Origin of the sequence: Thermomicrobium sp. CFH 73360 (genome assembly GCF_023806465.1) — a bacterium.
In the GTDB taxonomy this organism is placed as follows: domain Bacteria; phylum Chloroflexota; class Chloroflexia; order Thermomicrobiales; family Thermomicrobiaceae; genus Thermomicrobium.
Genome location: NZ_JAMSLS010000001.1, coordinates 242,490 through 264,419, shown reverse-complemented (window position 1 = coordinate 264,419; position 21,930 = coordinate 242,490). Strand labels below are relative to the sequence as shown.

Below are 21,930 nucleotides of genomic sequence, written 5' to 3'. Positions count from 1 at the left end.
GTTGGACGAAGGAAACGGCGGGTCTCCAGGGGCTGTGTCGTGGGTTGACGTGTCGAGGGTGAGTCAATAGAATCGCGCCGTTCGCGGACGGTTCGAGGTTGGCGGTGGCCGAATCGTCCAAAAGGATGCAAGTTCGGGTGGTAGCAGGTTGCCCAAAGATCGGAGGTTTGAGCGCCCAGGCAGGTATGCGCGGGGCACGAGCAAGTCGGTCGGGTCTATCGGTATCGTGAGGCAAGCGAGGAGGTGAGATAGATGCGGCGTGGGATCCCCGATGGTGGCGACGAGTTGGGTGCAACACGTGAGGAGGGTGTTGTAATGGATGAGCTGAAACAGCTTGAAGCAGCAGCACGAACAGGTCAGCTGAATCGACGTGAAGTGCTCAAACGCGCAGCGGCGCTTGGGTTCAGTGCGCCGGCAATTGCCGCCCTTCTTGCTGCCTGTGCGCGACAAGAGGCAACCCCCACCACGGCTCCGGCGGCGCAAACGCCTGCTCCAACAACGCCAGCGCCTGCTGGAACCCCAACACCAGCAGCGGCAGCGAGCCCGACGCCTGCGCCAGTAGCGCAGCGGGGGCAAGGTGGGCTTGTCAAGCTGCTCTGGTGGCAGGCACCGACGATCTTGAACCCGCACCTTGCCCAGGGAACAAAGGATTTCGACGCTTCGCGGATTGTGATGGAACCGCTCGCCGACGTGAACGATGCTGGCGAGTTGGTGCCCATTCTGGCTGAGGAGATCCCCTCGGTTGAGAATGGCGGCGTAGCAAAGGATGCGAAGTCCGTCACTTGGAAGCTTAAGCGTAATGTCAAGTGGTCAGATGGGACGCCTTTCACCTCCAAAGACGTGAAGTTCACCTACGAGTATGTCATCAACGAAGCGACGACTGCGACCACCATGGGGAACTACCAAGTCATTGAATCGATTGAGACACCGGATGACTACACGGTTGTCATTAAGTTCAAGAATCCCAACCCGGCGTGGATGAACGTCTTTGTCGGCCCATACGGGATGATTTTGCCGGAGCATGTCCTGCGCGACTATGTCGGGGAGAAGGCGCGCAACGCGCCGTTCAACCTCAACCCGATCGGGACGGGCGCGTACAAAGTGAAGGAATTCCGTCCCGGTGATGTAGTCGTGTACGAAATCAATGAGAATTACCGGGAGCCGGACAAGCCGTATTTTGCCCAAGTCGAGATGAAGGGCGGCGGAGACGCAACGACTGCTGCGCGGGCTGTGCTCCAGACTGGTGAAGTGGATTATGCGTGGAATCTTCAAGTTGAGGCTACGGTGCTTGACCAGCTGGAGAAAGCCGGCGTTGGCGTGGTTGAGGTGATCGAAGGGGTGAACGTCGAGCGCATCCTCATCAATATGACCGACCCGCGGAAAGAGGTTGATGGGGAGCGCTCGAAGTTGGGTGTCCCACACCCGTGGCAGTCGGATCTTCGCGTGCGTCGAGCGTATGCGCTGGCGTGCCAGCGAGACGTGATTGCCAATACGCTTTACGGTCGAGCGGGGAAGGCAACGTCAAACATCCTGGTGGCTCCGGAGCGGTTCGTCTCGAAGAACACGTCGTGGAAGTTCGATCTCAATGAGGCGGCCAAGCTGCTCGATGAGGCGGGTTGGACAAAGGGGCCGGACGGCGTTCGGCAGAAGGACGGCGTCCGCATGGAGATTGTGTACCAGACGTCGATTAACCCGGTGCGGCAGAAGACTCAGGAAATCATTAAGAATGCCTTTGAACAGCTTGGTATCAAGGTTGAGCTCAAGTCGATTGAGGCGTCAGTGTTCTTCTCGTCGGATCCCGGAAATCCAGACACCTATGCACACTTCTACACGGATATTGAGATGTTCACGAACGGTCCTTCTTCCACGTATCCGCTCGATTACATGATCTCCTGGTATGGCAAGGAAGATAACATTGCCCAGAAGGCAAACAATTGGGCTGGCAACAATATCGAGCGCTGGCAGAATGAGGAGTATGACAAGCTCTTTGAGCAGGCACAGACAGAGCTTGATCCAAAGAAGCAGGAAGAGTTGTTCATTAAGATGAATGATCTGGTCGTCAACAATGTGGTGATAATACCGCTCGTGCACCGGAATGGTGTGAGTGGGCGAAAGAAGAATCTCACGGGCCTGGAGCTCTCGCGCTGGACGGACGAGACCTGGAACATCGCCAACTGGCGACGCTCGGGCTGATGCCCGAGGGGGTGGGGCGGTCGCCCCACCCCCTTCATCGGTCTGGCATGGGATGTGAGGTACAGGATGACGCAGTACTTGATCCGGCGGATTCTCATATCCATTCCGACCTTGGTCGCCATCAGTATCGTCATCTTCACCATTTTGGCTTTGGCGCCCGGTGATCCCTTGGCCGAATTCGCGATGAACCCTGCGGTCCCACCGGAGGTGCGCCAACGCATCCGCAAGAGCATGGGGCTGGACGATCCGATCCCGGTGCGCTACGTCAAGTGGGCTTCTTCGATGCTGCGCGGTGATTTCGGGTACTCGTTCCGCTCAAAGTCCCCGGTCATCGATCTCATTCGGCAGCGGTTGCCGACAACACTCTACGTTATCGGAACCGCCTACCTGGTTTCGGTTCTCATCGCGATCCCAGTGGGGGTGCTGTCCGCGATCCGTCAATATTCCATCTTCGATAACGTCGCGACGACGCTTGCCTTCATCGGGTTCTCCTTGCCTACCTTTGTGACCGGTATTTTGTTCATTCTTCTTTTCAGCGTGAAACTTGGTTGGCTTCCCATGATTTATCGCACCACCATTGAGACTGAGGGGCTGGCCGGGCTGTGGGAAAGGGTGAAACAGGCACTGATGCCGATCATGGTTCTGGGGCTGTTCGAGACGGCAGCGTTGACACGGTACACGCGTGCAGCAATGCTGGAAACGATCCATCAGGACTACGTGCGAACAGCCCGGGCCAAGGGGTTGGCCGAGAGGGTGGTCATCCTGCGCCACGCGATGCGCAATGCGCTGATTCCTGTCGTAACGATCGTAGCCCTCAGTATTCCCGGTATCTTCACCGGTGCGGTGATCACCGAGCAGATCTTCCGTGTGCCAGGTATGGGATCACTCTTGATCAGCGCAATTCGCGATAACGATACGCCGGTGATCATGGCGATCACGATCATCTTCTCGGCCCTCGTGGTGCTCTTCAACTTGATCGCTGACATTCTCTATGGTGTTCTCGACCCACGGATCAAGTACGAGTGAGTTCGGCGAGCGTGCGAACGGGGGTGATGCAATGTCGGAGGTGACCGAGCAGCGCCGGCTCAAGACTCCAGCGGGAGCGGTCGGCATGGCGGTGACGCTCCCGGCTCGCAAGCCGCGCTCCCTTTGGAGCGACGCTTGGCGGCAGTTCCGACACCATCGGCTCGCCGTCGCCGGCTCGTTCGTGTTGCTTTTTATGGTGATCGCAACGATCGTCGGGCCGTTCTTGTGGCCGATTCCTTGGAATCATTTCGATATGGCAGAGGCTCTCCAGGGTCCGTCACTCCGGCATCCCTTTGGGACGAGTGATCTCGGGCACGACATCTTTGCCCGTATTCTCTGGGGTGGACGCATTTCAATTGCTGTTGGCGTGGTTGCCATGTTGGTCGCAGTCATTCTTGGGACCCTGATCGGTGCGGTCGCAGGCTACTTTGGTGGCTTTCTCGATTCCTTGCTCATGCGGATGACCGATATGTTCATCTCCATCCCGAGCTTGCCGCTGCTCCTCCTGATCACCTATCTCTTCCAAGACCGAATGAAGGCAATGTTCGGGATCGAGCTCGGGATGTTCCTCTTGATTGTCCTTGTCATCGGCGGGCTGAACTGGATGCCGGTCGCCCGTCTGGTGCGAGCGTCGTTCTTGTCGCTCAAGCAGAAGGAGTTCGTTGAGGCCGCGCACTGCATTGGTGTTGGTACTGGCGGGATTATTTTCCGGCACATCCTTCCCAATACACTGAGCCCGGTCATTGTCGCGGCGACACTCGGGGTGGCGCAGGCGATCATTACCGAATCCGCGCTGTCCTTCCTCGGACTGGGGTTCCCACCTGACATCCCGACATGGGGTCGGATGCTGTACGATGGAATCAACTGGATCGAGTTCGCGCCGTGGATGGTCCTCTTTCCTGGTGGCGCGATTTTCCTCACGGTACTGAGCATCAACTACGTGGGCGATGGCCTCCGAGACGCACTCGATCCGCGGCGTATGTTTGCCGTGTGAGGGACACAGTCGTGGCAGATGAGGGAGAACAGCAGCTTACAGGTGAGCTAACCATCAGCGCCGAAATTTGGCTCGTCTGTGAACGGTGTGGAGGCCGCATTCGGCCGACTGGATCACCCGGACGGTGCCTATGCGGCGGCCTCTATCACGTGGAGTTCCCGCGGCCGGCGGTGCTGAGCACTGCGTTGTTCGAGCAGCGACTCGGCAGTTGGCAGCCACTCGATCGGAGCGGCGTTTGGCGGTACCGGGAGCTTTTGCCGCCCTTGCCGATTGACCGGATCATCACGCGGCCGGAGGGCAATACAAACCTCTATCACCATCCCCGCTTAGCCGAGTGGACCGGTTGTCCAGACCTGCTCCTCAAGCATGAGGGTGAAAATCCGACTGGCTCCTTCAAAGATCGAGGGATGACCGTAGCGATTTCCCACGCCCGCGCACTGGATGCGAGGGCCGTTGCGTGTGCCTCAACGGGGAATACCGCTGCTTCTGTTGCTGCCTATGCCGCACTGGCTGGTCTCCCAAGCATCGTTTTCCTCCCATCAGGCAAGATTGCGACCGGGAAACTCAGTCAAGCCATCGCTTATGGCGCCCGGATCGTGCAGATTGCGGGCGAGTTCGATGCAGCGATGCAGCTTGTGCAAGAGGCGAGCAGTGCGCTCGGGCTCTATCTCCTCAACTCGGTGAACCCGTTTCGTCTGGAAGGACAAAAGGCAATAGTCTTTGAGCTATTGCACCAACTTGGCTGGGAGCCGCCAGACTGGATCATTCTGCCAGGTGGAAATCTGGGGAATACCGCGGCGTTTGGGGCAGCAGTGATGCAGCTCCGTGCTTGGGGCCTTCTTGACCGCCTCCCTCGGCTAGGAGTCATCCAGGCAGCGGGAGCAGCACCGTTCTATGCTGCGTTTCGCAGCGGATTTCGCGACTTCCGTCCGGTTATGGCTGAGACGGTCGCGACTGCTATCCGCATCGGAAATCCGGTGAGTTATGAGCGAGCTCGGCGAGCGATCGAGTTCACCGACGGCGTGGTCGAAGCCGTAACAGACGATGAGATTCTGGAAGCGAAAGCGCAGGTCGATCGCTGCGGGATTGGATGTGAGCCAGCCTCTGCCGCGGCAGTGGCGGGGGTGCGCAAGCTGGTCGCTCGGGGTATTATCCGCCCAGGCGAGCGCGTTGTTGCCGTGTTGACCGGACACGTCCTCAAGGATCCAGACGCAATCTTGCAGTACCATCTCAGTGAGGAGCAGCGCCCGCTTGCCAATCGTCCGGTCACCATTGAGCCGACACTTGTTGCGCTGCGAGGAGCGCTCGAGCATGCGCTTTGAAGTCTCCGTCCCAGCGTCGAGTGCGAATCTTGGACCAGGCTTTGATGTCCTCGCGCTTGCTTTGGGTTGGTATCTCGTCGCGCGCTACGAAACGGATGGCCTTCCTGGGAGCGTGCGTGTTGCTACAACCCCTGAGCTCCACGGGGGACCGAATCTCGTCCTGGAGGCGATGCAGGCGCTCGTGAGGGAGAGCGGTCTCACACTCCCCGGGGGCGTACTAAATGTCGCGTCGGACATCCCGGTCGCACGAGGACTCGGAAGTTCGGCCGCGGCAGTCGTCGCTGGCCTTGTGCTCGCGAACGAGCTTCTCGGCCGGCCCTGTGAGGAGTCCACACTCTTTCGTTTGGCTTGCTCCCTTGAAGGGCATGGTGACAATGTCGGTGCAGCCCTTTTCGGCGGTGCTGTGCTCGCCGTAGAGGGGATCAACGGCCCGCTGGCCGTCCGTATTCCAATCGCAAGCCCGCTGGTTGCCGTCGTACTCGTACCAGATGCGCTCGGCTTCACGAGTGATGCACGCGCGGTCTTACCACGACGGATTCGGCGCGTGACGGCCGTGCGGACGGCGGCTCGCACCGCACTACTCGTGCTCGCACTGAGTACGGGGCGCGCGGAACTTCTCGCGACCGCGATGCTGGACGAACTCCACCAGCCGTACCGTGCTGTGCTCTACCCACATCTAGAGGAGACGATCAAGGTGGCACAAGAGGCAGGGGCCTATGGAGCGGCGCTGAGTGGAGCGGGCCCGTCTGTCCTCGCTTTGGTCCATCCGAGACGGGCTGAGGCCGTCCGGCGAGCACTAGAGGAACTCATCGCGCGTCGTGGTCTCGCAGCACGTGCGGTGATTTTGCCGATCGACGAGCAAGGCGCGCGCGTGATCCGGGAAGTGGAACTTGAGCGTTCAGGGGTGCATGACCCCTCGAGCGCAGGTGAGTAACGAGCGTCTCGTTTCCGCGCAGGCGCACTGCCCCAGCTGGTCAACGCATCCATGGTCTTGAGCTTGATGTCCTGCGAGGTGTGTGGTTAGCTCGTCGGACTGACCAGGAGACGCCTTCCCCGCAGCAGTGCCTCGATGTAACTGGCCAAACCTTGATCGAGCGAACCCTGACAAGCCCGCCGATGCTGAGCGACACGTAAGCGAGTGCCGGTAGCGATGTCACCAAGCACTGTTTCCCTCTGACTGTGGAATCCCTTGTGCATGAGGCTGCAACAAGCATGCTGCTCGAGCGGTGAGGTTGCCTGCCTTCGGGCGTGCCGTGCTTCTCGATAGACGAGGAACGCAGCCGCGTACAGGGCCGACGTTGCGTTGGACAGAGAAGGCTCCTAAATGGTGATATCCGTGTCGCCGGCAAGTTGTGCACCTGGTCATGGCGACAAGTGGGCTGGGCATCTGCTTGCTGCGCGAGCGCCGGGGGTTCACAACGTGCCGCGTTTTGAAGCGGTGATTGGTGGCTGGCAGGCTTTGAGCGTGTTGCCGAGGCGTCGTTCGGTCGATTGGGCCAGATAGTGTCCATGAAGATTTCGGCTTGGGAACGAGCGGTTCGTGGTTGATGAGGTTGGGAGTATCCCAGTGGGGACGGCAGTGAAGCAGGGCGGAAGGCCCAGGTGTTGGCAGCATCATGAGGAAGGTGGTACGGGCGGAGTAGGCTTTGTGTCTTGCCAGTCTCTCGAGCGATGATGCATAGTTATTGTAGAGCTACCGCGATGGAGCCCGGCCTCCGTGGAGAGAAACGGAGGTGCGCTGTGGAGTTTGGGACATTCCTGCTCATGCTGGTCTTGAGCTACGGCTTTGGAGTCCTCTGGTACGATCTCCTCCCTGGTCGACTGCCTGAGCGAGTGTGGCGAGTAGCGGCGTATCCCTTCCTTGGCATTTGGATTGCGGAGCAGCTTCCGACCTTTGGGCCGTCGTTCGGTGGCCTGCATCTGGTTCATGCCGCGGTCGGTTCGCTGGTCGCGGTCATTGTGGACTGGGTCATTAACCAGGCGCGGCGGCCGGCGGTGGTCCAGCAGTTCGAGGCGCGGACGGCGTGACCGAGAGTACGGCCGGGTGCCGTCGCGGCAGCGAGCCCTGGGGCAGAGCTCCAGGGCTGATCTGCTATACTGGGCATGCTTGCGGTCGGACGACCGCATGAGAGTGTTATTCCTTTCCGCGCTGACGCCGCTCGGCTAGGGCAACGGCCGGAGTTGAGCGCAGCGCGTACCCGAGGAAAGGAGGAGAACGTTGCCACGTTATGAGCCTGAGCCGCGACCATACGAACTCATGGTCTTGCTCCGTCCGGATCTTGCAGAGGAGCGGTTAGATGCCGCGATTGAACGGATTCGGACAACAATTTCGGATCAAGGTGGGACAATAACCTTCGAAAAGCGAGATACGCCGTGGGGACGACGGCGGCTCGCGTATCCGATTCAGAAGTTCCAAGAAGCGATCTATGTTCTATTCCAATTAACTTGTCCGCCATCGAAAGTGCGGGAGGTCGAACGCGAATTGCGGTTAAATGATCAAGTGTTGCGACATCTCGTGGTACGGATGGACGAGTGAGCGGTCTCCTTGGGGACCGGAGCCCGGAGGATAAACGATGTCGCGCGGTCTCAATAGAATTGAACTCATTGGGAATGTTGGCCGCGACCCCGAGATGCGCTACACACCATCTGGGGCTCCGGTCACGCAGTTTCGCGTCGCGGTGAACTCGACCCGTCGTGGTGCAGAGGGTGGCCAGCCGGTCGAAGAGACTGACTGGTTCACGGTCGTCTGCTGGAATCGTCTCGCTGAATTTGCGGATCAATACATCCGCAAGGGGACAAAGGTTTATGTCGCAGGCCGCCTCCGTGTACGACGGTATACCGGGAACGACGGTTCGGAGCGCACCGCGGTGGAAGTGATCGCCCGTGAGGTGTTACTGCTCAGCCCACGGCCGGCTGATGCTGTCCCTGCGGCTGCACCGCTTGCAGCTGAAGAGGAGTCAGTGGTTCCGGACATTCCTCCAGAGCTATCGCCGTTCGACGATGATCCGTGGAGCGACCAGGTGCCATTCTGAGATCAAACGTGAGGAGTGGGGAAAGCGATGGTGGACGAACTGGAGACAACACCTGTGCCTGATGACGAGGCAACGGCGGAATCTCCCGAAACAACCGCGGCTGCAGCGCGGCCAAGCCGCCAGGCGACCACACGGTATTACCCGCGGAAGAAGGTTTGTGCCTTCTGTATGGATGGAATCAAGAAGATCGATTATAAGGACTTTGGTCGTCTGCGACGGTTTCTCTCGCCCCAGGCTAAGATTGAGCCCCGGCGATCGACCGGGACGTGTGCAAAGCATCAGCGCCAGCTTGCTCGTGCGATTAAACGGGCACGGCATCTCGCGCTCCTACCGTTTGTCCCGGAGCGCTAAGCTGGACAAACGGCTGCGCCGAGGTTGGGGAGTTGGGACACGAGCTGGCGAGGTGCTGAATGCAGGAGTGGATTTGGCGGTGGCTGCCCGGCCGTCGACGTGGGACGACACCGAGTGTTCGGCGCCGCCGTGTGCCACGGCGTGAGCGAGAGCGGGTGCAGGAGCGAGCTGCACTCGTCGGAGTTACTGTTGTACTTGCGCTTGTGGCGACGCTCCTCGGAGGTGGTGCAGTTTACCAGTACTGGTACTTGCCCCGCCAGGTAGTCGTTGAGGTGAATGGTGAGTCAATCACCCGTGGTGATTATTGGAAGGTGCGTAAGCTCGAACTGCTTAACCAGATCTCCCAGTATCAGCAACTCGCAAACCTCACCACCGGGCAGCAGAGTGTGCAGTACCAGCAGTTGGCCGATCAGGCACGACAGCAACTCCCGACCGTCGAACGCGATCCGATCAATCAGGCGACGGTTGAACGCATGGTCGACGACCTGATCACCATCCAGCGGATGGGACAACTCGGCCTTTCGCTCGACCCGCAGGAAGTTGGAGAATACACGCTGAGTCTCTTCAGTAGTGTTCCGATCCTCACCCCGGCGCCGACCTTGGGTGTCGACCCGACTGCCGCCGCTTGGGCCACAGCGACTGCTGCAGTGACGCCCACTCCTGCTCCAACACCGACACCGGAACCCGGAAGGACCCCAACACCAACGCCTACCCTGACGCCGACTCCGCTCGTTACTCCGACGGCGACACCAACGGTTCCACCGGAGGAGGCGAGAGCGACCGCCACGGCCGTCATGGGGGAATATCAGCGCAACGTGCTGAAGGAGGCTGGGCTCTCATTAGCAGACTTCCAGCGCCTCGTGGTTCGGCCAATGCTGGCGCGTGAAAAAATTCAGCGTGCGCTGGAGGAAAAGATTCCCTTGCGTGGCGAGCAGGTTCATGCCACACATATTCTTCTCGCCACCCGGGAGGCTGCTGAAGAAGCGCTGGCGGATATTCAAGGAGGAGCGGACTTCGCGACTCTTGCTCGGGAGCGATCAACGGATAGGGACACAGCGCCGAACGGGGGTGATTTGGGCTGGTTGCCGCGGGGATACATGCCGCCAGAATTTGATGAAATCGCATTTGCGTTGCAACCTGGCGAGGTCGGCGGGCCGGTGCAGACAATCTATGGCTGGCATATCATTAAAGTCCTCGAGCGCGATCCGGATCGTCCGGTCAGTATCCGGATGTTGGAGGCACTGCGTGGGCAGGCTTTCAGCCGTTGGCTTGACGAACAGCGACGGACATCGGTGATCCGCTGGCATCTCGGGTTGTCACCGCTGCCAACGCCGGGCACCCAGCCGTTCGTCGCACCCCCGGATGCACCGCCGACCCCAACCCCAACACCAATGCCGACAGCCGAACCGGGAGCAACACCGGGAATAACTCCAACGCCGTGAGCGTTGCGCAAATGTCGGCCCAGTGTTGGGGCGAGCGAGAATGATCCGTGAGGAGACGGGCAGCATGCGCGCCCCGAGTTCGATCCGTTATCGCGCGCGAGCAGCTCCTTCAGCAGGCGGATTGATCGGCCTCGGACTCTTTGGCGTATTTGCAGCAACCGCAGTACTCGCACTTCTTGGGCTCCTTGAGGTCACGCGGTCGACGCTCTCTTTACCAATCCTCTGGGTGGTCTTCCTTGTGAGTGGTGTTGGCACCGTCAGCATGGGCTATCTCCTAGTTGGGTACTTTTCCCTCGGTTACGATGTGACAGATCGGTCGATCCGTATCCGGTGGGGAGGGCGGATCGACGAAGTACCGCTTGATCGACTCACGTATGCTGGTCCTGCTGCGCCGTTGCTTGGTGGAGCGATGCAGCGGTGGCAGCCATTCTGGCCTGGCTACTATGTGGGCTGGTTACGGTCTCCTTTTGGGCGTGTTCGTGTAGCGGCCACGCAACCGACCAGTCGGCAACTTCTGCTCTCCACAGGGACGGAGCATTGGGCAATCTCCCCAGCACAGCCGGTCATTTTTCTGGAACAGGTTGCGGCGGCTCGAAGACAACGCGAGTTGGGAACCGCGCCGGTTACCATCGCGGGCCGCGAGCAACTGGCCGAAGCGGGCTGGACGGCGGCTTTCCCGACAGTGGGCGACGCTAGGGAACCGCGAACTACGCAAGACTTCGCTTCTGCACTACGGTCGGTGTTCTTGCGCGATCCTGTGGCGCTTGGTCTTGCCGCGCTGTCGCTTGGCTTACTCGCGGGGCTCGTTGTGTTCCTGGTCCTCCGCTCGGTTCACTTGCCGGAGACGCTGGTCCTTCACTGGAACGCCGCAGGACTCCCAGATCGGATCGGCACGCGCCGCGATCTGTGGTTGCTGCCGATAGTGGCGGCGATTGTCACCATCGCCAATTTTGCGCTCGCTTTCCTTGCTGAGCCCCTCGAGCGCTTTGCGGCTCGACTCTTGCTGGCCGGCACGGTTGTTGTACTCGCCCTGACCTGGATCGCACTGTTGATGATCACACTCTGAGACGAAGTGAAAGGGGCCAGCCGTGGCCAACGCGATCACTGCCGGCCGAGTCGCGCTGCTGTTTGTAGCTATCGGGCTCCTGTATAGCCAACAGCGCTGGCTGTCGCTCCTCGCGTGGCTGGTGCTCTTCGTCGTCTTCCTGGGGGATGCAGTCGATGGCATCGTCGCCCGGCGACGAGGACAGTCAACTGTCTTCGGCGCAGTCTTCGATATCGCCGGAGATCGTGTCGTCGAGAACGCGTTATGGATCGTTTTCGCCGATCTCGGCCTGATTGGGGTGTGGGCCCCCCTGCTTGTCATGACGCGTGGTTTTCTCGTCGACGGGCTCCGGAGCGTTGCGCTCCAGGCTGGGCGGACGCCTTTCGGTGAACGAACGATGGCCCGGACTCGACTGACGCGCTTTCTCACTGCCTCGCGAGCCATGCGGGCCCTGTACGGTGTCGCGAAGCTGGTGGCCTTTCTCTTTCTTGGTGGATTGATCGTCGAGCAAAGTGGTGGATTTCCAGGTGCCAGTTGGTTGTTCCATTGGCCGGTCTCACTCGCTCTTGGGTGGGCGAGCGTGTACGCGACGCTCGCGCTGACGGTGGTGCGTGGCCTGCCCGTGATAGTGGACGCCTGGCCCTATCTTGGATGGTCGGCGGAAGATTTCCAACGAGCCTCGGCCGAGGAACCGACTGCAGGCTAATCTGTTGCCGAGCGATGCGATGTGGAGTGGAGACCTCTCGTCCGCCACTGCTCGAATTCATTGGGGGATGGATCGCTGATCGGATTGCCGACCTGGCGTTCGCTGTCCTTCGTTGTCAGCGGCGGGCTGCAGCGGCAAACGTCGCACGTGTCCTCTCCGTGGTGCCCGACTCGCCTATGGTGCACGCCGTGGTACGCCAAGCATTTCGTAGCAGCGTGAGAAACGTTTTGGCGCTCGTAGCAATTCGCCTTCTCCGCCAACTGTGGCACCCACCTATCGTGTTCGAATTCGCAGATGATGAAGGGAGAGAGGTTGGAAGACCAGCCATCGTCATCTCAGCGCATCTCGGCCCTTTTGATGTTGTTGGAGCACTCCTGGGTGCCCAGGGTTACCGGATTTCCGCGTTGGCGGCGCCTATGCGGCCGCGGTGGCTCGACCTAGTCGTCCGCGCGTTGCGGAGTGCTCCTGGCATCACGCTGGTGACGCCGACGCGGGAAGGGCTCCGTCAAGCCATTGAGGCGATCGCATCGCAGCAAAGCGTCGTTTTCCTGGTCGATCGAAATGTCCTGGGAAATGGTCGGACGATTAAATTCTTTGGCGTTCCGACGCAGCTGCCTGACGGACCGGTTCGGCTGGCGCGTCGGCTCGGCTGCTCGCTGGTTCCTGTCTTCTGCTACCGGATAGGCCGCAGCTATGTGGTGCGTATAGAGCGGCCGATCGTTGTACCACGGAGCGATGATGCAGAGCAGGACGTGCACTCCGCATTGGAAACAATGGTGCAGGTGCTTGAGCAGGCTATCCAGCGAGCTCCCGATCAGTGGTTGGTGTTCAGCCCCGTGTGGTCGTGCTGACGAGTTCGCGACAGTGTGCGCCGTGAGGGCTTCAGCCGTGCTGACGGGTACTCGGCCCACAGGTCGTAGGGCTCGGCATGGGTCACCCGTACCCTGACGAGTTCACCGATTGGAAGTTGCCCCGGTACGAAGACGAGGCCGTCGACTTCCGGCGCATGCCGCGCGGCTCGCCCGGCTGACAGTGGCGAGCGCCGCCCCAACTCGTCTTCCAGCTCGCCGTGACCCTCAATCAGGATTTCGAGTTCCTGGCCAACAAGCGTTTTGTTCTTCGCGAGCGAGATACGCTGCTGTAGTTCCATGAGCGCTGCCCGGCGCCCTTCCGCGATCTCGCGTGGTACGGGTTGCCCAACGCGGGCGCTGGCTGTCGGCTCTTCACGGGAATAGACGAAGACACCGACGTGATCGAACTGCATTTCCTCCACAAAGTCGTAGAGTCGCTGGAAGTGTTCGTCCGTCTCACCGGGAAAGCCAACGATGAACGTCGTACGGAGTGCCACGTCCGGGATGCGTTGGCGCGCATAGGCGATAAGCCGGCGGTAAAAGTCAGGGTTGCTCGGGCGAGCCATGGCGCGCAAGATGGCCGGATCTGCGTGTTGGAGTGGGATGTCAAGATACGGCACGCATGGCGGAAGTTCCGCCATGGTATCGATCAAACGGAAAAGCAGCGGGGTGGGATAGAGGTAGAGTAACCGCAGCCAAGGAAGTTCGGGGACCTCATCGGCGATGAGACGGAGGAGACCAGGGAGTCCGTCGCGGAGCCCCAGATCGGCGCCATACCGGATGGTGTCCTGGGCCACTAGCACAACTTCTTTGGTTCCGACATCGACGAGCTCGCGGATCTCGCGAACGACATCAGACGGCCGTTTACTGACCTGCTGGCCCTTTATCAGTGGAATGGCACAGAATGAGCAGCGGTGGTCACAGCCGTCGGCGATCTTGACGTAGGCGCTTGGTCGCGCTGTGGGAAGACGACGAAATGTCGGCAGTGTCTCTTCGGGTGGGCGGACACTCGGAACTGGCAAATCAAGAAGCGTGGCGACAAGTGAATCGATGCGCGTCCACTCTCGGGTGGAGAGGAGCGCATCGAGGCCGTCTGGAAGCTCTCGGCGGTGCTCATCGAGACTGACCATGCAGCCTGCCGCGATGATGACTTGACCGGGACGGCGGCGAGCCAAAAGGCGTTCAATCGTGGCACGTGACTCGGCGCGTGCGGCGCCAAGGAAGCCGCAGGTGTTGATGATGACGACGCGTGCCTTGCGGGGATCATCTGTTGGCTCAAACCCTTGGGCGATGAGGCGTTGTGCCATCCCCTCAGAATCGACCTGATTCTTTGAGCAACCGAGCGTCACGATATGGAATCGAATCGGTGCCTTCATTCTTGTTCCTCGGCGATACGGCCGCCCTGTCTGAGCAAGTATGCCTCGACGGCCAGGAGGAACCAACATCTGGCGAGCTCTTGCAGGCAGAGTGCGTGCTATGCCCTGGCATTGTCCGGGATCGTTCGCCTCAGGCAGGGGGTGTTGTTTTGAGAGCTGGTAGGTTGTGAGGAGAACGATGCAGTCATGGTGTTCACAGGAGGTGCTCGAGTCTCGGTACATTGAACGGCTCACAGGGTGAACACGGAGCGCGTTGATTGAGCCGCGCAAGTGCGAGCGGGGCGTTGCGACAAAGCTGAGAGTGTGCTAGACTGTCTTGTGCGCCAGCGAGGGCGCGGGGCTGTAGCTCAGTGGGAGAGCACAACGCTGGCAGCGTTGGGGTCAGGGGTTCGAGTCCCCTCAGCTCCACGACCATAGCGAAGCCGGTCCACCGCCCGGTGTGACCGGTCATTGTCGTGCTGGGGAAAGGCGACGACGAGGAGAAGTAGCGCACCGTGGCTGTCGAGCGAGCTGGGGAGAGTGTGAGCCTGGCCAGCGTGGGTGCGTGAACTCGCCTCGGAGCTGCGCGGGTGAAAAGGAGTAGCTCGCGCCGGGTCGTGCCCGTTAGCGCACGCCAGAGTGGGTGTCGCACCAGCGACACCAAGGAGGGTGGTACCGCGGGTCGGCCCGTCCCTTCGTGGACGGGCCGTTGTGCGTTCGAGGCGCGAGAACGTGGGAGGCAGAGGGATGGCGACGACGCAGCAGGAGCGGCAGACCGAGCGCTACGAGCCCCTAGTCATTGAACCGAAGTGGCAGAAGATCTGGGAGGAAACAGGGATCTACGCCGATGTGCGTGAGGATCCGACCCGACCCAAATGGTACCACCTCGTGATGTTCCCCTATCCGTCAGGGAACCTTCACATCGGTCACTGGTTCTCCTATGCGCCCGCGGATGCAGCTGCTCGCTACAAGCGCATGCGCGGGTACAACGTTTTGTTCCCATTTGGCTTCGACGCATTCGGTCTCCCCGCGGAGAACGCGGCAATCAAGCACGGGATTCATCCAAAGGTCTGGACGATGCAGAACATCGCCCACATGAAGAAGCAGCTGCGCTCGATGGGGGCGATGTTCGACTGGTCAAAGGAAGTCATTACCTGTCTACCAGAGTATTATCGCTGGAATCAGTGGTTCTTCCTGCAGTTCTACAAGCACGGACTGGCCTACCGTGCCAAGGCGCCGGTGTGGTGGTGTCCGACTTGCCAGACGGTGCTCGCGAACGAGCAAGTGATTGACGGTCGCTGTGAACGCTGCGGTACAGAGGTCTACCGGCGTGACCTCGAGCAGTGGTTCCTGCGTATCACCGCCTATGCTGAGGAACTCCTGCGCTTTGACGGCATCGAATGGCCAGAGCGCGTGATCACGATGCAGCGCAACTGGATCGGCCGCTCGGAGGGCGTGCGGATCGTATTTCGGTCGGAGCGCGGTGATCCGATCGAGGTGTTCACAACGCGACCGGACACGCTGTGGGGCGCCACCTTCTTGGTGTTGGCACCAGAGCACCCACTTGTCGAGACGTTGACGACACCCGAGCGTCGTGCCGATGTGGAGGCCTACGTTGAGCAGGCGCGGCGCCGCAGTGATATCGAGCGGACGTCGACCGAGCGCGAGAAGACCGGTGTCTTCATCGGGGCCTATGCGATCAATCCAGCCAACGGCGAGCGGATTCCGATCTGGATTGCTGACTACGTACTGATGCACTACGGCACGGGAGCGATCATGGCTGTTCCGGCGCACGACCAACGCGACTTCGAGTTTGCTCGTGCCTTCGGTCTACCGATCGTCGTCGTGATCCAGCCACCGGATCGTACGCTTGACCCCGCGACGATGGAGGAAGCGTACGACGGGGAAGGCGTTATGGTGAACTCCGGGCCGTTCGATGGGACGCCGACTGCTGGGGGCGAGGCGGTCCGCAAGGTCATCGCTTGGCTGGAAGAGCAGGGAATCGGCCGTGGCGAGGTCACCTACCGGTTGCGCGACTGGCTGATCTCGCGCCAGCGTTATTGGGGTACACCGATTCCGATCGTGTACTGTGACCGCTGTGGCATCGTGCCGGTGCCGGAGGAGCAGTTGCCGGTTCTGTTGCCTGAGGACGCTGAGTTCATGCCGACAGGCCAATCACCGCTCGTAACCCACGAGGCATTCGTGAACACCGAGTGTCCGCAGTGCGGTGGTCCCGCGCGGCGCGAGACGGATACGATGGACACATTCGTCGATTCGTCGTGGTATTGGTATCGCTATCTCAGCCCGCATGAGGATCAGCGGCCATTCGACCCTGACAAGGTCGCCTATTGGACGCCAGTTGACCAATATACCGGTGGAATCGAACATGCCATTCTGCATCTCCTGTACAGCCGATTTTGGACGAAGGCGCTTGCTGACCTGGGGCTGGTGAACCATCGCGAACCATTTCTGCGGCTCTTCAACCACGGGGTGATCCTCGGCGAAGACGGGGAGAAGATGTCGAAGAGCCGCGGGAATGTTGTTGATCCGGACGATCTCGTTGCACGTCTTGGGGCAGATACGGTTCGGTTGTATCTCATGTTCATCGGCCCATGGAGTCAGGGCGGGCCGTGGAGTTCGCGGGGAGTAGCCGGCGTCCAGCGTTTCCTGCAGCGTGTCTGGTCTTTGGTGAATGAGACACGAGATGTGCCCGTGCAACTGGAAGACGACGACCAGGCTCGGGCATTGCGGCGTCTCTTGCACCGCACGATTAAGCAAGTGACGGACGATTTCGAAACCTTCAGCTTTAATACGGCGATCGCGCGGATGATGGAGTTTGTCAACGAACTCTCGCGCCTGCGTGAAACGCCGGTCGTGCAAATGCCAGTCTGGCGGGAAGCGCTGGAGACGCTCGTTCTCCTGCTAGCACCGGGTGCGCCACACATCGCTGAGGAGCTGTGGGAGCGGCTTGGCAAACCCTACAGTGTGCATCAGCAGGCATGGCCTGCCTACGATCCGGAGCTCGCTGCGGAGGAGACCCTCGAACTCGTGATTCAGGTCAACGGCCGTGTGCGCGACCGGATCGTCGTCCCTGTGACGATCAGTGAGGAAGAAGCTGTTGCCCGAGCACGGGCAGCCGAGCGCGTGCAGGCGTATCTTGCTGGCCGACGGATCGAACGGGTGGTGTACGTTCCGGGGCGACTGGTGAATTTCGTCGTCAGCGAAGCGGCAGATTGAGGACGGTTTAGCGTCGTCCAATGAGATAGGCGAGGGTGGCAACTGCCTCGCGGATCATGTACCAGCGTTCGAGCAAGGATCCCTGGCGGATGGGGCTGTTCGGTGCTGGTGATCCGAGTGCCTGGAAGCCGAGATCGTTCGCCATGAGTTTGCTCCGGAACAAATGAAAGCCATCGCTGACGAGGAGCACGCGGCGCGCACCGATGGCACGCAGCGGCCTAGCTGCAGCCTGAAGGCTCTGCCAGGTGTTGCGGCCCTCAGGCACGACAAGCAAGGCATCCGCCGGTATGCCGAGTTGTTCAAGATACCGCGCCCCGACTTCGGCCTCGCTCGGTTCGCTTGGAGCAGCCGTTCCGCCGACGAGGACAAGAGTACGGGCGTACCCTTGACGGTAGAGGGCCGCGGCGTGGTCGAGCCGTGCACGGAAGGCACGGGTGGGCCGACCATTGTACTGCGCCGCACCGAGAACCAGAATGGCATCGGCGGGAGCTCGCTCGTCGTTGCGTGCTTGCGTTTCGATCGCTAGGCCCAGAACAAGCAGTGTCGCGCCAGTCGCGAGTGCACCGAGGCCGAAAAGCCCCGTTATGAGTAACCGTGCTCGTGATCGGATTCGGTGCGATGCAGGGACTGATCGAACCATCCCTCCGCCCTCCGGCGCTAACTGTGCCAGAGGAGCCGGGCTGTGGGGAGGATGAACGGTGGATGAAGCTCCTCAGACCATTACACAAGTAGTTCCCGATCCTCGGCGAGCAGATCGCTTTCGGATCGAACGGAACGGCATCGCATGGGTGACGTTGAGTGCAGCGCGGGTCGCTGAACTTGGGCTCCGTGTTGGCGAGGTAGTGACGACCGAGCGGCGCGCGGCGATCGAGCACGCAGCGGCAGTCGATGCGGCGCTGGAGGTGGGCCTGCGCCTCCTCAGTGTTCGCCCGCGCAGCGAAGCGGAGCTCCAACAGCGTTTGCGGCAAAAACGGTTTAGTGAGCCAGTCATCCAGGAAGCACTCGCTCGCCTACGCATGCTCGGCTATGTGGACGATCGAGCCTTCGCTGAAGCGTGGGTCGCACAGCGGCAGGCGACCAATCCTCGCGGTGCAGCAGCTTTGCGTCAAGAACTCCGGTCTAAGGGTGTGTCTCCTGAGCTGATCAATGAGGTTGTGGTTGAGGATCCTGAGAGTGAGCTTGCGGCTGCTCGTGAGCTCGTGCGGAAGCACCAGCAGCGCTTGCAGCGCGTTGATGCCAAGACAGCGCAGCGACGACTTGCGGGGCTCCTTCAGCGGCGCGGATTTTCGTGGTCGGTCATCCGCGCGGTTCTGCGAGAGTACCGGATGGATGGAGAGAGCGATGCGGAGGTCACCGACGAGATGGAGCGAGATACGGATTGGCCGTCGAGGATCGACCACGAGGAAAGGTGACCCGTTTCACTGCAAGCTGAGACACCGCATCCCACAAGTAATTGGGAACGAAAAGCACTGTCAAAGGGTGGTCTCCGTGATTACCGGCGGAACAAATCATTGGAGCGCTTCATCTGGTGCTGGACAAGCGGTAGGTGACCTGGCCGACTGAGAGCTGATCGTTTCTGCGTTCAACTCCTATCTTCCCCCAGAGGTTGGTGAACAGACGGAAGAAGATCGCGCGTTCTGCCCGAACGGTCTTCAGTGGACGGGAGATGCCCAGATGCACGGAACTCCTCTTGCCAGTCCGGGTGGTCCCTGGTAGTGTGTTGCCTGATCGTATCCGGTAGGGTTTAGCGAGCGTACGAGACGATCACGGTGATGAACGAGACGACAAAAGCGCAATCGGCATCGCCATCGTCAACAGATTTTGGAAAGGATGTCTTTCGATTCTGGTTTCCCTGGCGCGTGCGATACCGCGATTGTGACAAGCAGGGAGTCGTCTACTTCGCGGTGTATTTGGAGTACATCGAGCAAGCATTGATGGAGTATTTTCGGACGCTCGGGATCGACCTGCGCCGCACGATCGAGGAGGGGAGCTTCGATTGGGCGGCAGTTCACGCGGAGATTGACTGGCGAAGCCCGGCAGTCTTTGACGACGAACTCGCGATTGGTCTCCGCATCAGTCGGATCGGTGGGTCGAGCTTCGATGTCGAGTTCGCAGTGATGAACGGGGAGAAGAAGGTGCCACACGCATCGGGTCGTTTGGTCCTCGTCTGTTTCGACGTGCGGACGCGCCAGGCTCACCCGGTGCCTGATTTTGTGCGCCAGGCCGTGGAGCGATTCGAGGGGTGGACATGCTGACCAAGAGAGCGCTTGGTTTGCTATTGCGTCCCCGCTCGGTTGCGGTCGTTGGTGCAAGTCCACGCCGCCGTATGGCGCGGACAGTGCTGGCGAACCTGCGACGGTTTGGCTACCGTGGGACGGTTTGGGCAGTTCATCCAAGTGGTCAACCGGTTGAAGGCTATCCCTGCTACCGATCTATCGGTGAATTACCGGCAGTGCCAGACTGTGCGGTGATTGCCCTCTCACCGGAGAACACGCTGTTTGCGTTCCGTGAGTTAGTGGAACTTGGTGTGCGGGCTGCTGTGATCCTGGGGTCGGGGTTCGGTGAGGCAGGACCGGATGGGCAAAGGATCCAAGCAGAGCTCGTGAGCCTGGCCGAAGAGCATGGAGTCGCTGTCTGCGGACCGAATTGTCTTGGCTTGATCGTGCCTGACGAAGGGGTGACGCTCACTGGCTACCACCTCCCGGAGGATCTCGCATCTGGTGCGGTGGCAGGAGTCGTCCAGAGCGGTTCGGTCTTCTGGTCACTTGCCCACAACACACGCGGCATTCGCTTCCGGTATCTCGTTTCGAGTGGGAACGAAGCGGTTTTAGATGCTGCGGAATACTTGGCCGCTGCGCTCGAAGATCCTGCGGTCAAACTTCTGGTGGCCTTCCTGGAGACAGTGCGTGATGGACCTCGCCTCCTCGAGGTTGTTGAGGTGGCTCACCGTCGTGGTGTTCCGGTGGTCGTTCTGAAGGTGGGGCGCTCGGAAGCAGGTCGGGCAGCGGTGCTGGCCCACACCGGAGCGCTGGCTGGATCACACGAGGTTGTGGCCGGAGTCCTAAACCAATACGGAGTGATCCGAGTTGACACGCTCGACGAGCTCTACGATGTTGCCGAGTTCCTCTTGGCTGGTCGCCTGCCGGCGACGAATCGAGTCGGCGCAGTAACCGATAGTGGTGGCGAAAAGACACTGATCTTGGATTGGGGAGAGCGAGTTGGTATCGCCTTCCCGCCATTGGACATACAGACTGCGGAGCGTCTGCGCGGCGTCCTCGCACCGTACGTGCCGATCAGCAATCCACTTGATGCGTGGGGGGCCGGGAACTTCGAGGAGGTCTACCCCGTTGCACTGCAGGCGTTGGCGGACGATCCTGCAGTGGACACCGTGGTGCTCGGTACGGATATGGTGCGGGAGACGGAGGAAGCGCAACTCTATGCGCAGGCTCTGCTGAAGCTCTCTCGATACACAGCAAAGCCGATTGCCGTGGTAACGAACCAGGCAAATGGGCTCGACAATACGGCCGTGAGCATGTTACGAAGTGCCGGTGTCCCAGTCTTGCAAGGAACCGAATACGGCTACCGGGCTATCGCTCGCGCAGCGTGGTACCGGCAATGGCGCGAGCGACCGAGACCTCAGCCGCAGCGACCCAGCGGACTGGACGAGCTCCGTGCGGCACTGTCCCGCGTGCTGAGGAGTAGTCCGGTACTCGGTGAATACGAAGCAAAACGGTTGTTGGCGCTCATCGGCTTACGGCATCCGCAAGAATGGCTGGTGCACACGCTGGGGGAAGCGCTGGCGGCAGCCGAAGAACTCGGGTATCCGGTTGTCCTCAAAGCGGTCGGACCGCATCTGCTGCACAAAACGGAGCGTGGGGCGGTGCGACTGGGGATCGGTGGGCCGCGCGAATTGGAGCGAGCATGGCTGGAGATGAGTGAGCGAATCGCTGAGTTCCAGCCAGGGGGTGTGACGGGCTTCCTTGTACAGGAACAAGTACCTCCGGGATTAGAGGTGATTCTCGGCTGTCATGACGATCCGACGTTCGGCATGGTGGTGAGCGTGGGGCTCGGCGGGGTTCTGGTGGAACTCCTGCGGGACGTGGTCTACCGACGTGCTCCAATCACTGCAGAAGAAGCAGAAGAGATGCTGAGTGAGCTGCGAGGTGCAGCGCTCCTTGCTGGCTACCGAGGGAAAGCACCACGCGATCGAGCGGCGCTGGTGGATGCGCTGGTGCGGTTCAGCTGGTTCGCTCAGGCAGGAGAGGGACTGATTGAGGTGGCGGAAGTGAACCCGCTCATTGTCAGGGAAGACGGGGCGGGGGCATGGGTCGTGGATGGGCTCATCGTGGCTCGGCACCATGGATAGGGGGTGTGCC

At 60.5% G+C, this 21,930-nt stretch carries 19 protein-coding genes, 1 tRNA gene and 1 other annotated feature; of the genes, 18 read left to right on the top strand and 2 right to left on the bottom strand.

The genetic code is table 11. From position 1 onward, the window contains the following. Positions 1-252 precede the first annotated feature (252 nt). The 13 genes from NET03_RS01160 to NET03_RS01100 all read left to right on the top strand — a co-directional run bounded on the left by NET03_RS01160 (position 253) and on the right by NET03_RS01100 (position 12,962). Positions 253-2,193 (top strand): peptide ABC transporter substrate-binding protein, encoded by a 1,941-nt coding sequence (locus tag NET03_RS01160; RefSeq protein WP_252127054.1) that lies wholly within the window; start codon positions 253-255, stop codon positions 2,191-2,193. A 66-nt stretch (positions 2,194-2,259) separates the two neighbouring features. Beyond that, positions 2,260-3,219 carry an ABC transporter permease gene (locus NET03_RS01155; protein ID WP_252127053.1) on the top strand — a complete coding sequence of 320 codons (960 nt, stop codon included), beginning with the start codon at positions 2,260-2,262 and terminating at the stop codon, positions 3,217-3,219. A gap of 31 nt (positions 3,220-3,250) precedes the next feature. Beyond that, positions 3,251-4,213 carry an ABC transporter permease gene (locus NET03_RS01150; protein WP_252127052.1) on the top strand — a complete coding sequence of 321 codons (963 nt, stop codon included), beginning with the start codon at positions 3,251-3,253 and terminating at the stop codon, positions 4,211-4,213. 11 nt (positions 4,214-4,224) lie between these two features. Beyond that, positions 4,225-5,535: a threonine synthase gene (gene thrC / locus NET03_RS01145; RefSeq protein WP_252127051.1), complete on the top strand. Its 1,311-nt coding sequence runs from the start codon at positions 4,225-4,227 to the stop codon at positions 5,533-5,535. Then, a complete protein-coding gene (gene thrB, locus NET03_RS01140) occupies positions 5,525-6,469 on the top strand; it encodes a homoserine kinase (protein ID WP_252127050.1) in 945 nt (314 codons plus the stop codon). The genes thrC and thrB overlap by 11 nt, the downstream gene beginning before the upstream one ends. Before the next feature lie 806 nt (positions 6,470-7,275). Further along, the gene (locus NET03_RS01135; protein ID WP_252127049.1) at positions 7,276-7,563 is read left to right on the top strand and encodes a hypothetical protein; all 288 of its coding nucleotides are present in this window, start codon (positions 7,276-7,278) and stop codon (positions 7,561-7,563) included. A 190-nt stretch (positions 7,564-7,753) separates the two neighbouring features. Beyond that, a complete protein-coding gene (rpsF, locus tag NET03_RS01130) occupies positions 7,754-8,071 on the top strand; it encodes a 30S ribosomal protein S6 (RefSeq protein WP_252127048.1) in 318 nt (105 codons plus the stop codon). 37 nt (positions 8,072-8,108) lie between these two features. Beyond that, a complete protein-coding gene (locus tag NET03_RS01125; RefSeq protein ID WP_252127047.1) occupies positions 8,109-8,567 on the top strand; it encodes a single-stranded DNA-binding protein in 459 nt (152 codons plus the stop codon). Positions 8,568-8,594: 27 nt separating this feature from the next. Next, positions 8,595-8,918 (top strand): 30S ribosomal protein S18, encoded by a 324-nt coding sequence (rpsR, locus tag NET03_RS13685; RefSeq protein WP_353655743.1) that lies wholly within the window; start codon positions 8,595-8,597, stop codon positions 8,916-8,918. A gap of 59 nt (positions 8,919-8,977) precedes the next feature. Then, complete coding sequence (locus NET03_RS01115) at positions 8,978-10,360, top strand: peptidylprolyl isomerase (protein ID WP_252127046.1); 1,383 nt, start codon at positions 8,978-8,980, stop codon at positions 10,358-10,360. A gap of 64 nt (positions 10,361-10,424) precedes the next feature. Beyond that, on the top strand, positions 10,425-11,426 hold the full coding sequence (locus NET03_RS01110) for a DUF1648 domain-containing protein (RefSeq protein WP_252127045.1): 1,002 nt from the start codon (positions 10,425-10,427) through the stop codon (positions 11,424-11,426). Between the two features lie 22 nt (positions 11,427-11,448). Continuing rightward, entirely contained in the window at positions 11,449-12,111 is a 663-nt protein-coding gene (locus NET03_RS01105) for a CDP-alcohol phosphatidyltransferase family protein (RefSeq protein WP_252127044.1), read from the top strand. Between the two features lie 26 nt (positions 12,112-12,137). Beyond that, complete coding sequence (locus NET03_RS01100) at positions 12,138-12,962, top strand: lysophospholipid acyltransferase family protein (RefSeq protein WP_252127043.1); 825 nt, start codon at positions 12,138-12,140, stop codon at positions 12,960-12,962. Here NET03_RS01100 and rimO read toward each other — a convergent pair. Next, positions 12,926-14,338 carry a 30S ribosomal protein S12 methylthiotransferase RimO gene (gene rimO, locus NET03_RS01095; RefSeq protein WP_252127042.1) on the bottom strand — a complete coding sequence of 471 codons (1,413 nt, stop codon included), beginning with the start codon at positions 14,336-14,338 and terminating at the stop codon, positions 12,926-12,928. The two genes, NET03_RS01100 and rimO, sit on opposite strands and share 37 nt — an antisense overlap. A gap of 336 nt (positions 14,339-14,674) precedes the next feature. Here rimO and NET03_RS01090 point away from each other — a divergent pair. Next, a tRNA-Ala gene (locus NET03_RS01090) sits at positions 14,675-14,746 on the top strand. A gap of 54 nt (positions 14,747-14,800) precedes the next feature. Further along, positions 14,801-15,015: a binding site (T-box leader), on the top strand. Positions 15,016-15,064: 49 nt separating this feature from the next. Continuing rightward, positions 15,065-17,554, top strand: coding sequence for a leucine--tRNA ligase (leuS, locus tag NET03_RS01085; RefSeq protein WP_252127041.1), 2,490 nt, complete (start codon positions 15,065-15,067; stop codon positions 17,552-17,554). A 7-nt stretch (positions 17,555-17,561) separates the two neighbouring features. Here leuS and NET03_RS01080 read toward each other — a convergent pair whose 3' ends face one another. Next, on the bottom strand, positions 17,562-18,194 hold the full coding sequence (locus NET03_RS01080) for a YdcF family protein (RefSeq protein WP_252127040.1): 633 nt from the start codon (positions 18,192-18,194) through the stop codon (positions 17,562-17,564). 58 nt (positions 18,195-18,252) lie between these two features. On the opposite strand from NET03_RS01080, the gene NET03_RS13680 reads away from it, so the two are divergent. The 3 genes from NET03_RS13680 (at position 18,253) to NET03_RS01065 (ending at position 21,920) form a co-directional block, all read left to right on the top strand. Then, positions 18,253-18,966, top strand: a complete 714-nt coding sequence (locus NET03_RS13680) for a regulatory protein RecX (RefSeq protein ID WP_252127039.1) — start codon at positions 18,253-18,255, stop codon at positions 18,964-18,966. A 360-nt stretch (positions 18,967-19,326) separates the two neighbouring features. Continuing rightward, a complete protein-coding gene (locus NET03_RS01070) occupies positions 19,327-19,809 on the top strand; it encodes an acyl-CoA thioesterase (RefSeq protein ID WP_252127038.1) in 483 nt (160 codons plus the stop codon). After that, positions 19,803-21,920 carry an acetate--CoA ligase family protein gene (locus NET03_RS01065; protein ID WP_252127037.1) on the top strand — a complete coding sequence of 706 codons (2,118 nt, stop codon included), beginning with the start codon at positions 19,803-19,805 and terminating at the stop codon, positions 21,918-21,920. The genes NET03_RS01070 and NET03_RS01065 overlap by 7 nt, the downstream gene beginning before the upstream one ends. Positions 21,921-21,930 lie beyond the last annotated feature (10 nt).

Bases quoted from the DNA above. Each gene is read 5' to 3' on its own strand.
- NET03_RS01080 (WP_252127040.1), bottom strand. From the start codon at position 18,194: ATGGTTCGATCAGTCCCTGCATCGCACCGAATCCGATCACGAGCACGG.
- leuS (WP_252127041.1), top strand. From the start codon at position 15,065: ATGGCGACGACGCAGCAGGAGCGGCAGACCGAGCGCTACGAGCCCCTA.
- NET03_RS01125 (WP_252127047.1), top strand. From the start codon at position 8,109: ATGTCGCGCGGTCTCAATAGAATTGAACTCATTGGGAATGTTGGCCGC.
- NET03_RS01155 (WP_252127053.1), top strand. From the start codon at position 2,260: ATGACGCAGTACTTGATCCGGCGGATTCTCATATCCATTCCGACCTTG.
- rimO (WP_252127042.1), bottom strand. From the start codon at position 14,338: ATGAAGGCACCGATTCGATTCCATATCGTGACGCTCGGTTGCTCAAAG.
- rpsR (WP_353655743.1), top strand. From the start codon at position 8,595: ATGGTGGACGAACTGGAGACAACACCTGTGCCTGATGACGAGGCAACG.
- NET03_RS01115 (WP_252127046.1), top strand. From the start codon at position 8,978: ATGCAGGAGTGGATTTGGCGGTGGCTGCCCGGCCGTCGACGTGGGACG.
- thrB (WP_252127050.1), top strand. From the start codon at position 5,525: ATGCGCTTTGAAGTCTCCGTCCCAGCGTCGAGTGCGAATCTTGGACCA.
- NET03_RS01065 (WP_252127037.1), top strand. From the start codon at position 19,803: ATGCTGACCAAGAGAGCGCTTGGTTTGCTATTGCGTCCCCGCTCGGTT.
- NET03_RS01110 (WP_252127045.1), top strand. From the start codon at position 10,425: ATGCGCGCCCCGAGTTCGATCCGTTATCGCGCGCGAGCAGCTCCTTCA.
- NET03_RS01070 (WP_252127038.1), top strand. From the start codon at position 19,327: ATGAACGAGACGACAAAAGCGCAATCGGCATCGCCATCGTCAACAGAT.
- NET03_RS01150 (WP_252127052.1), top strand. From the start codon at position 3,251: ATGTCGGAGGTGACCGAGCAGCGCCGGCTCAAGACTCCAGCGGGAGCG.
- NET03_RS01160 (WP_252127054.1), top strand. From the start codon at position 253: ATGCGGCGTGGGATCCCCGATGGTGGCGACGAGTTGGGTGCAACACGT.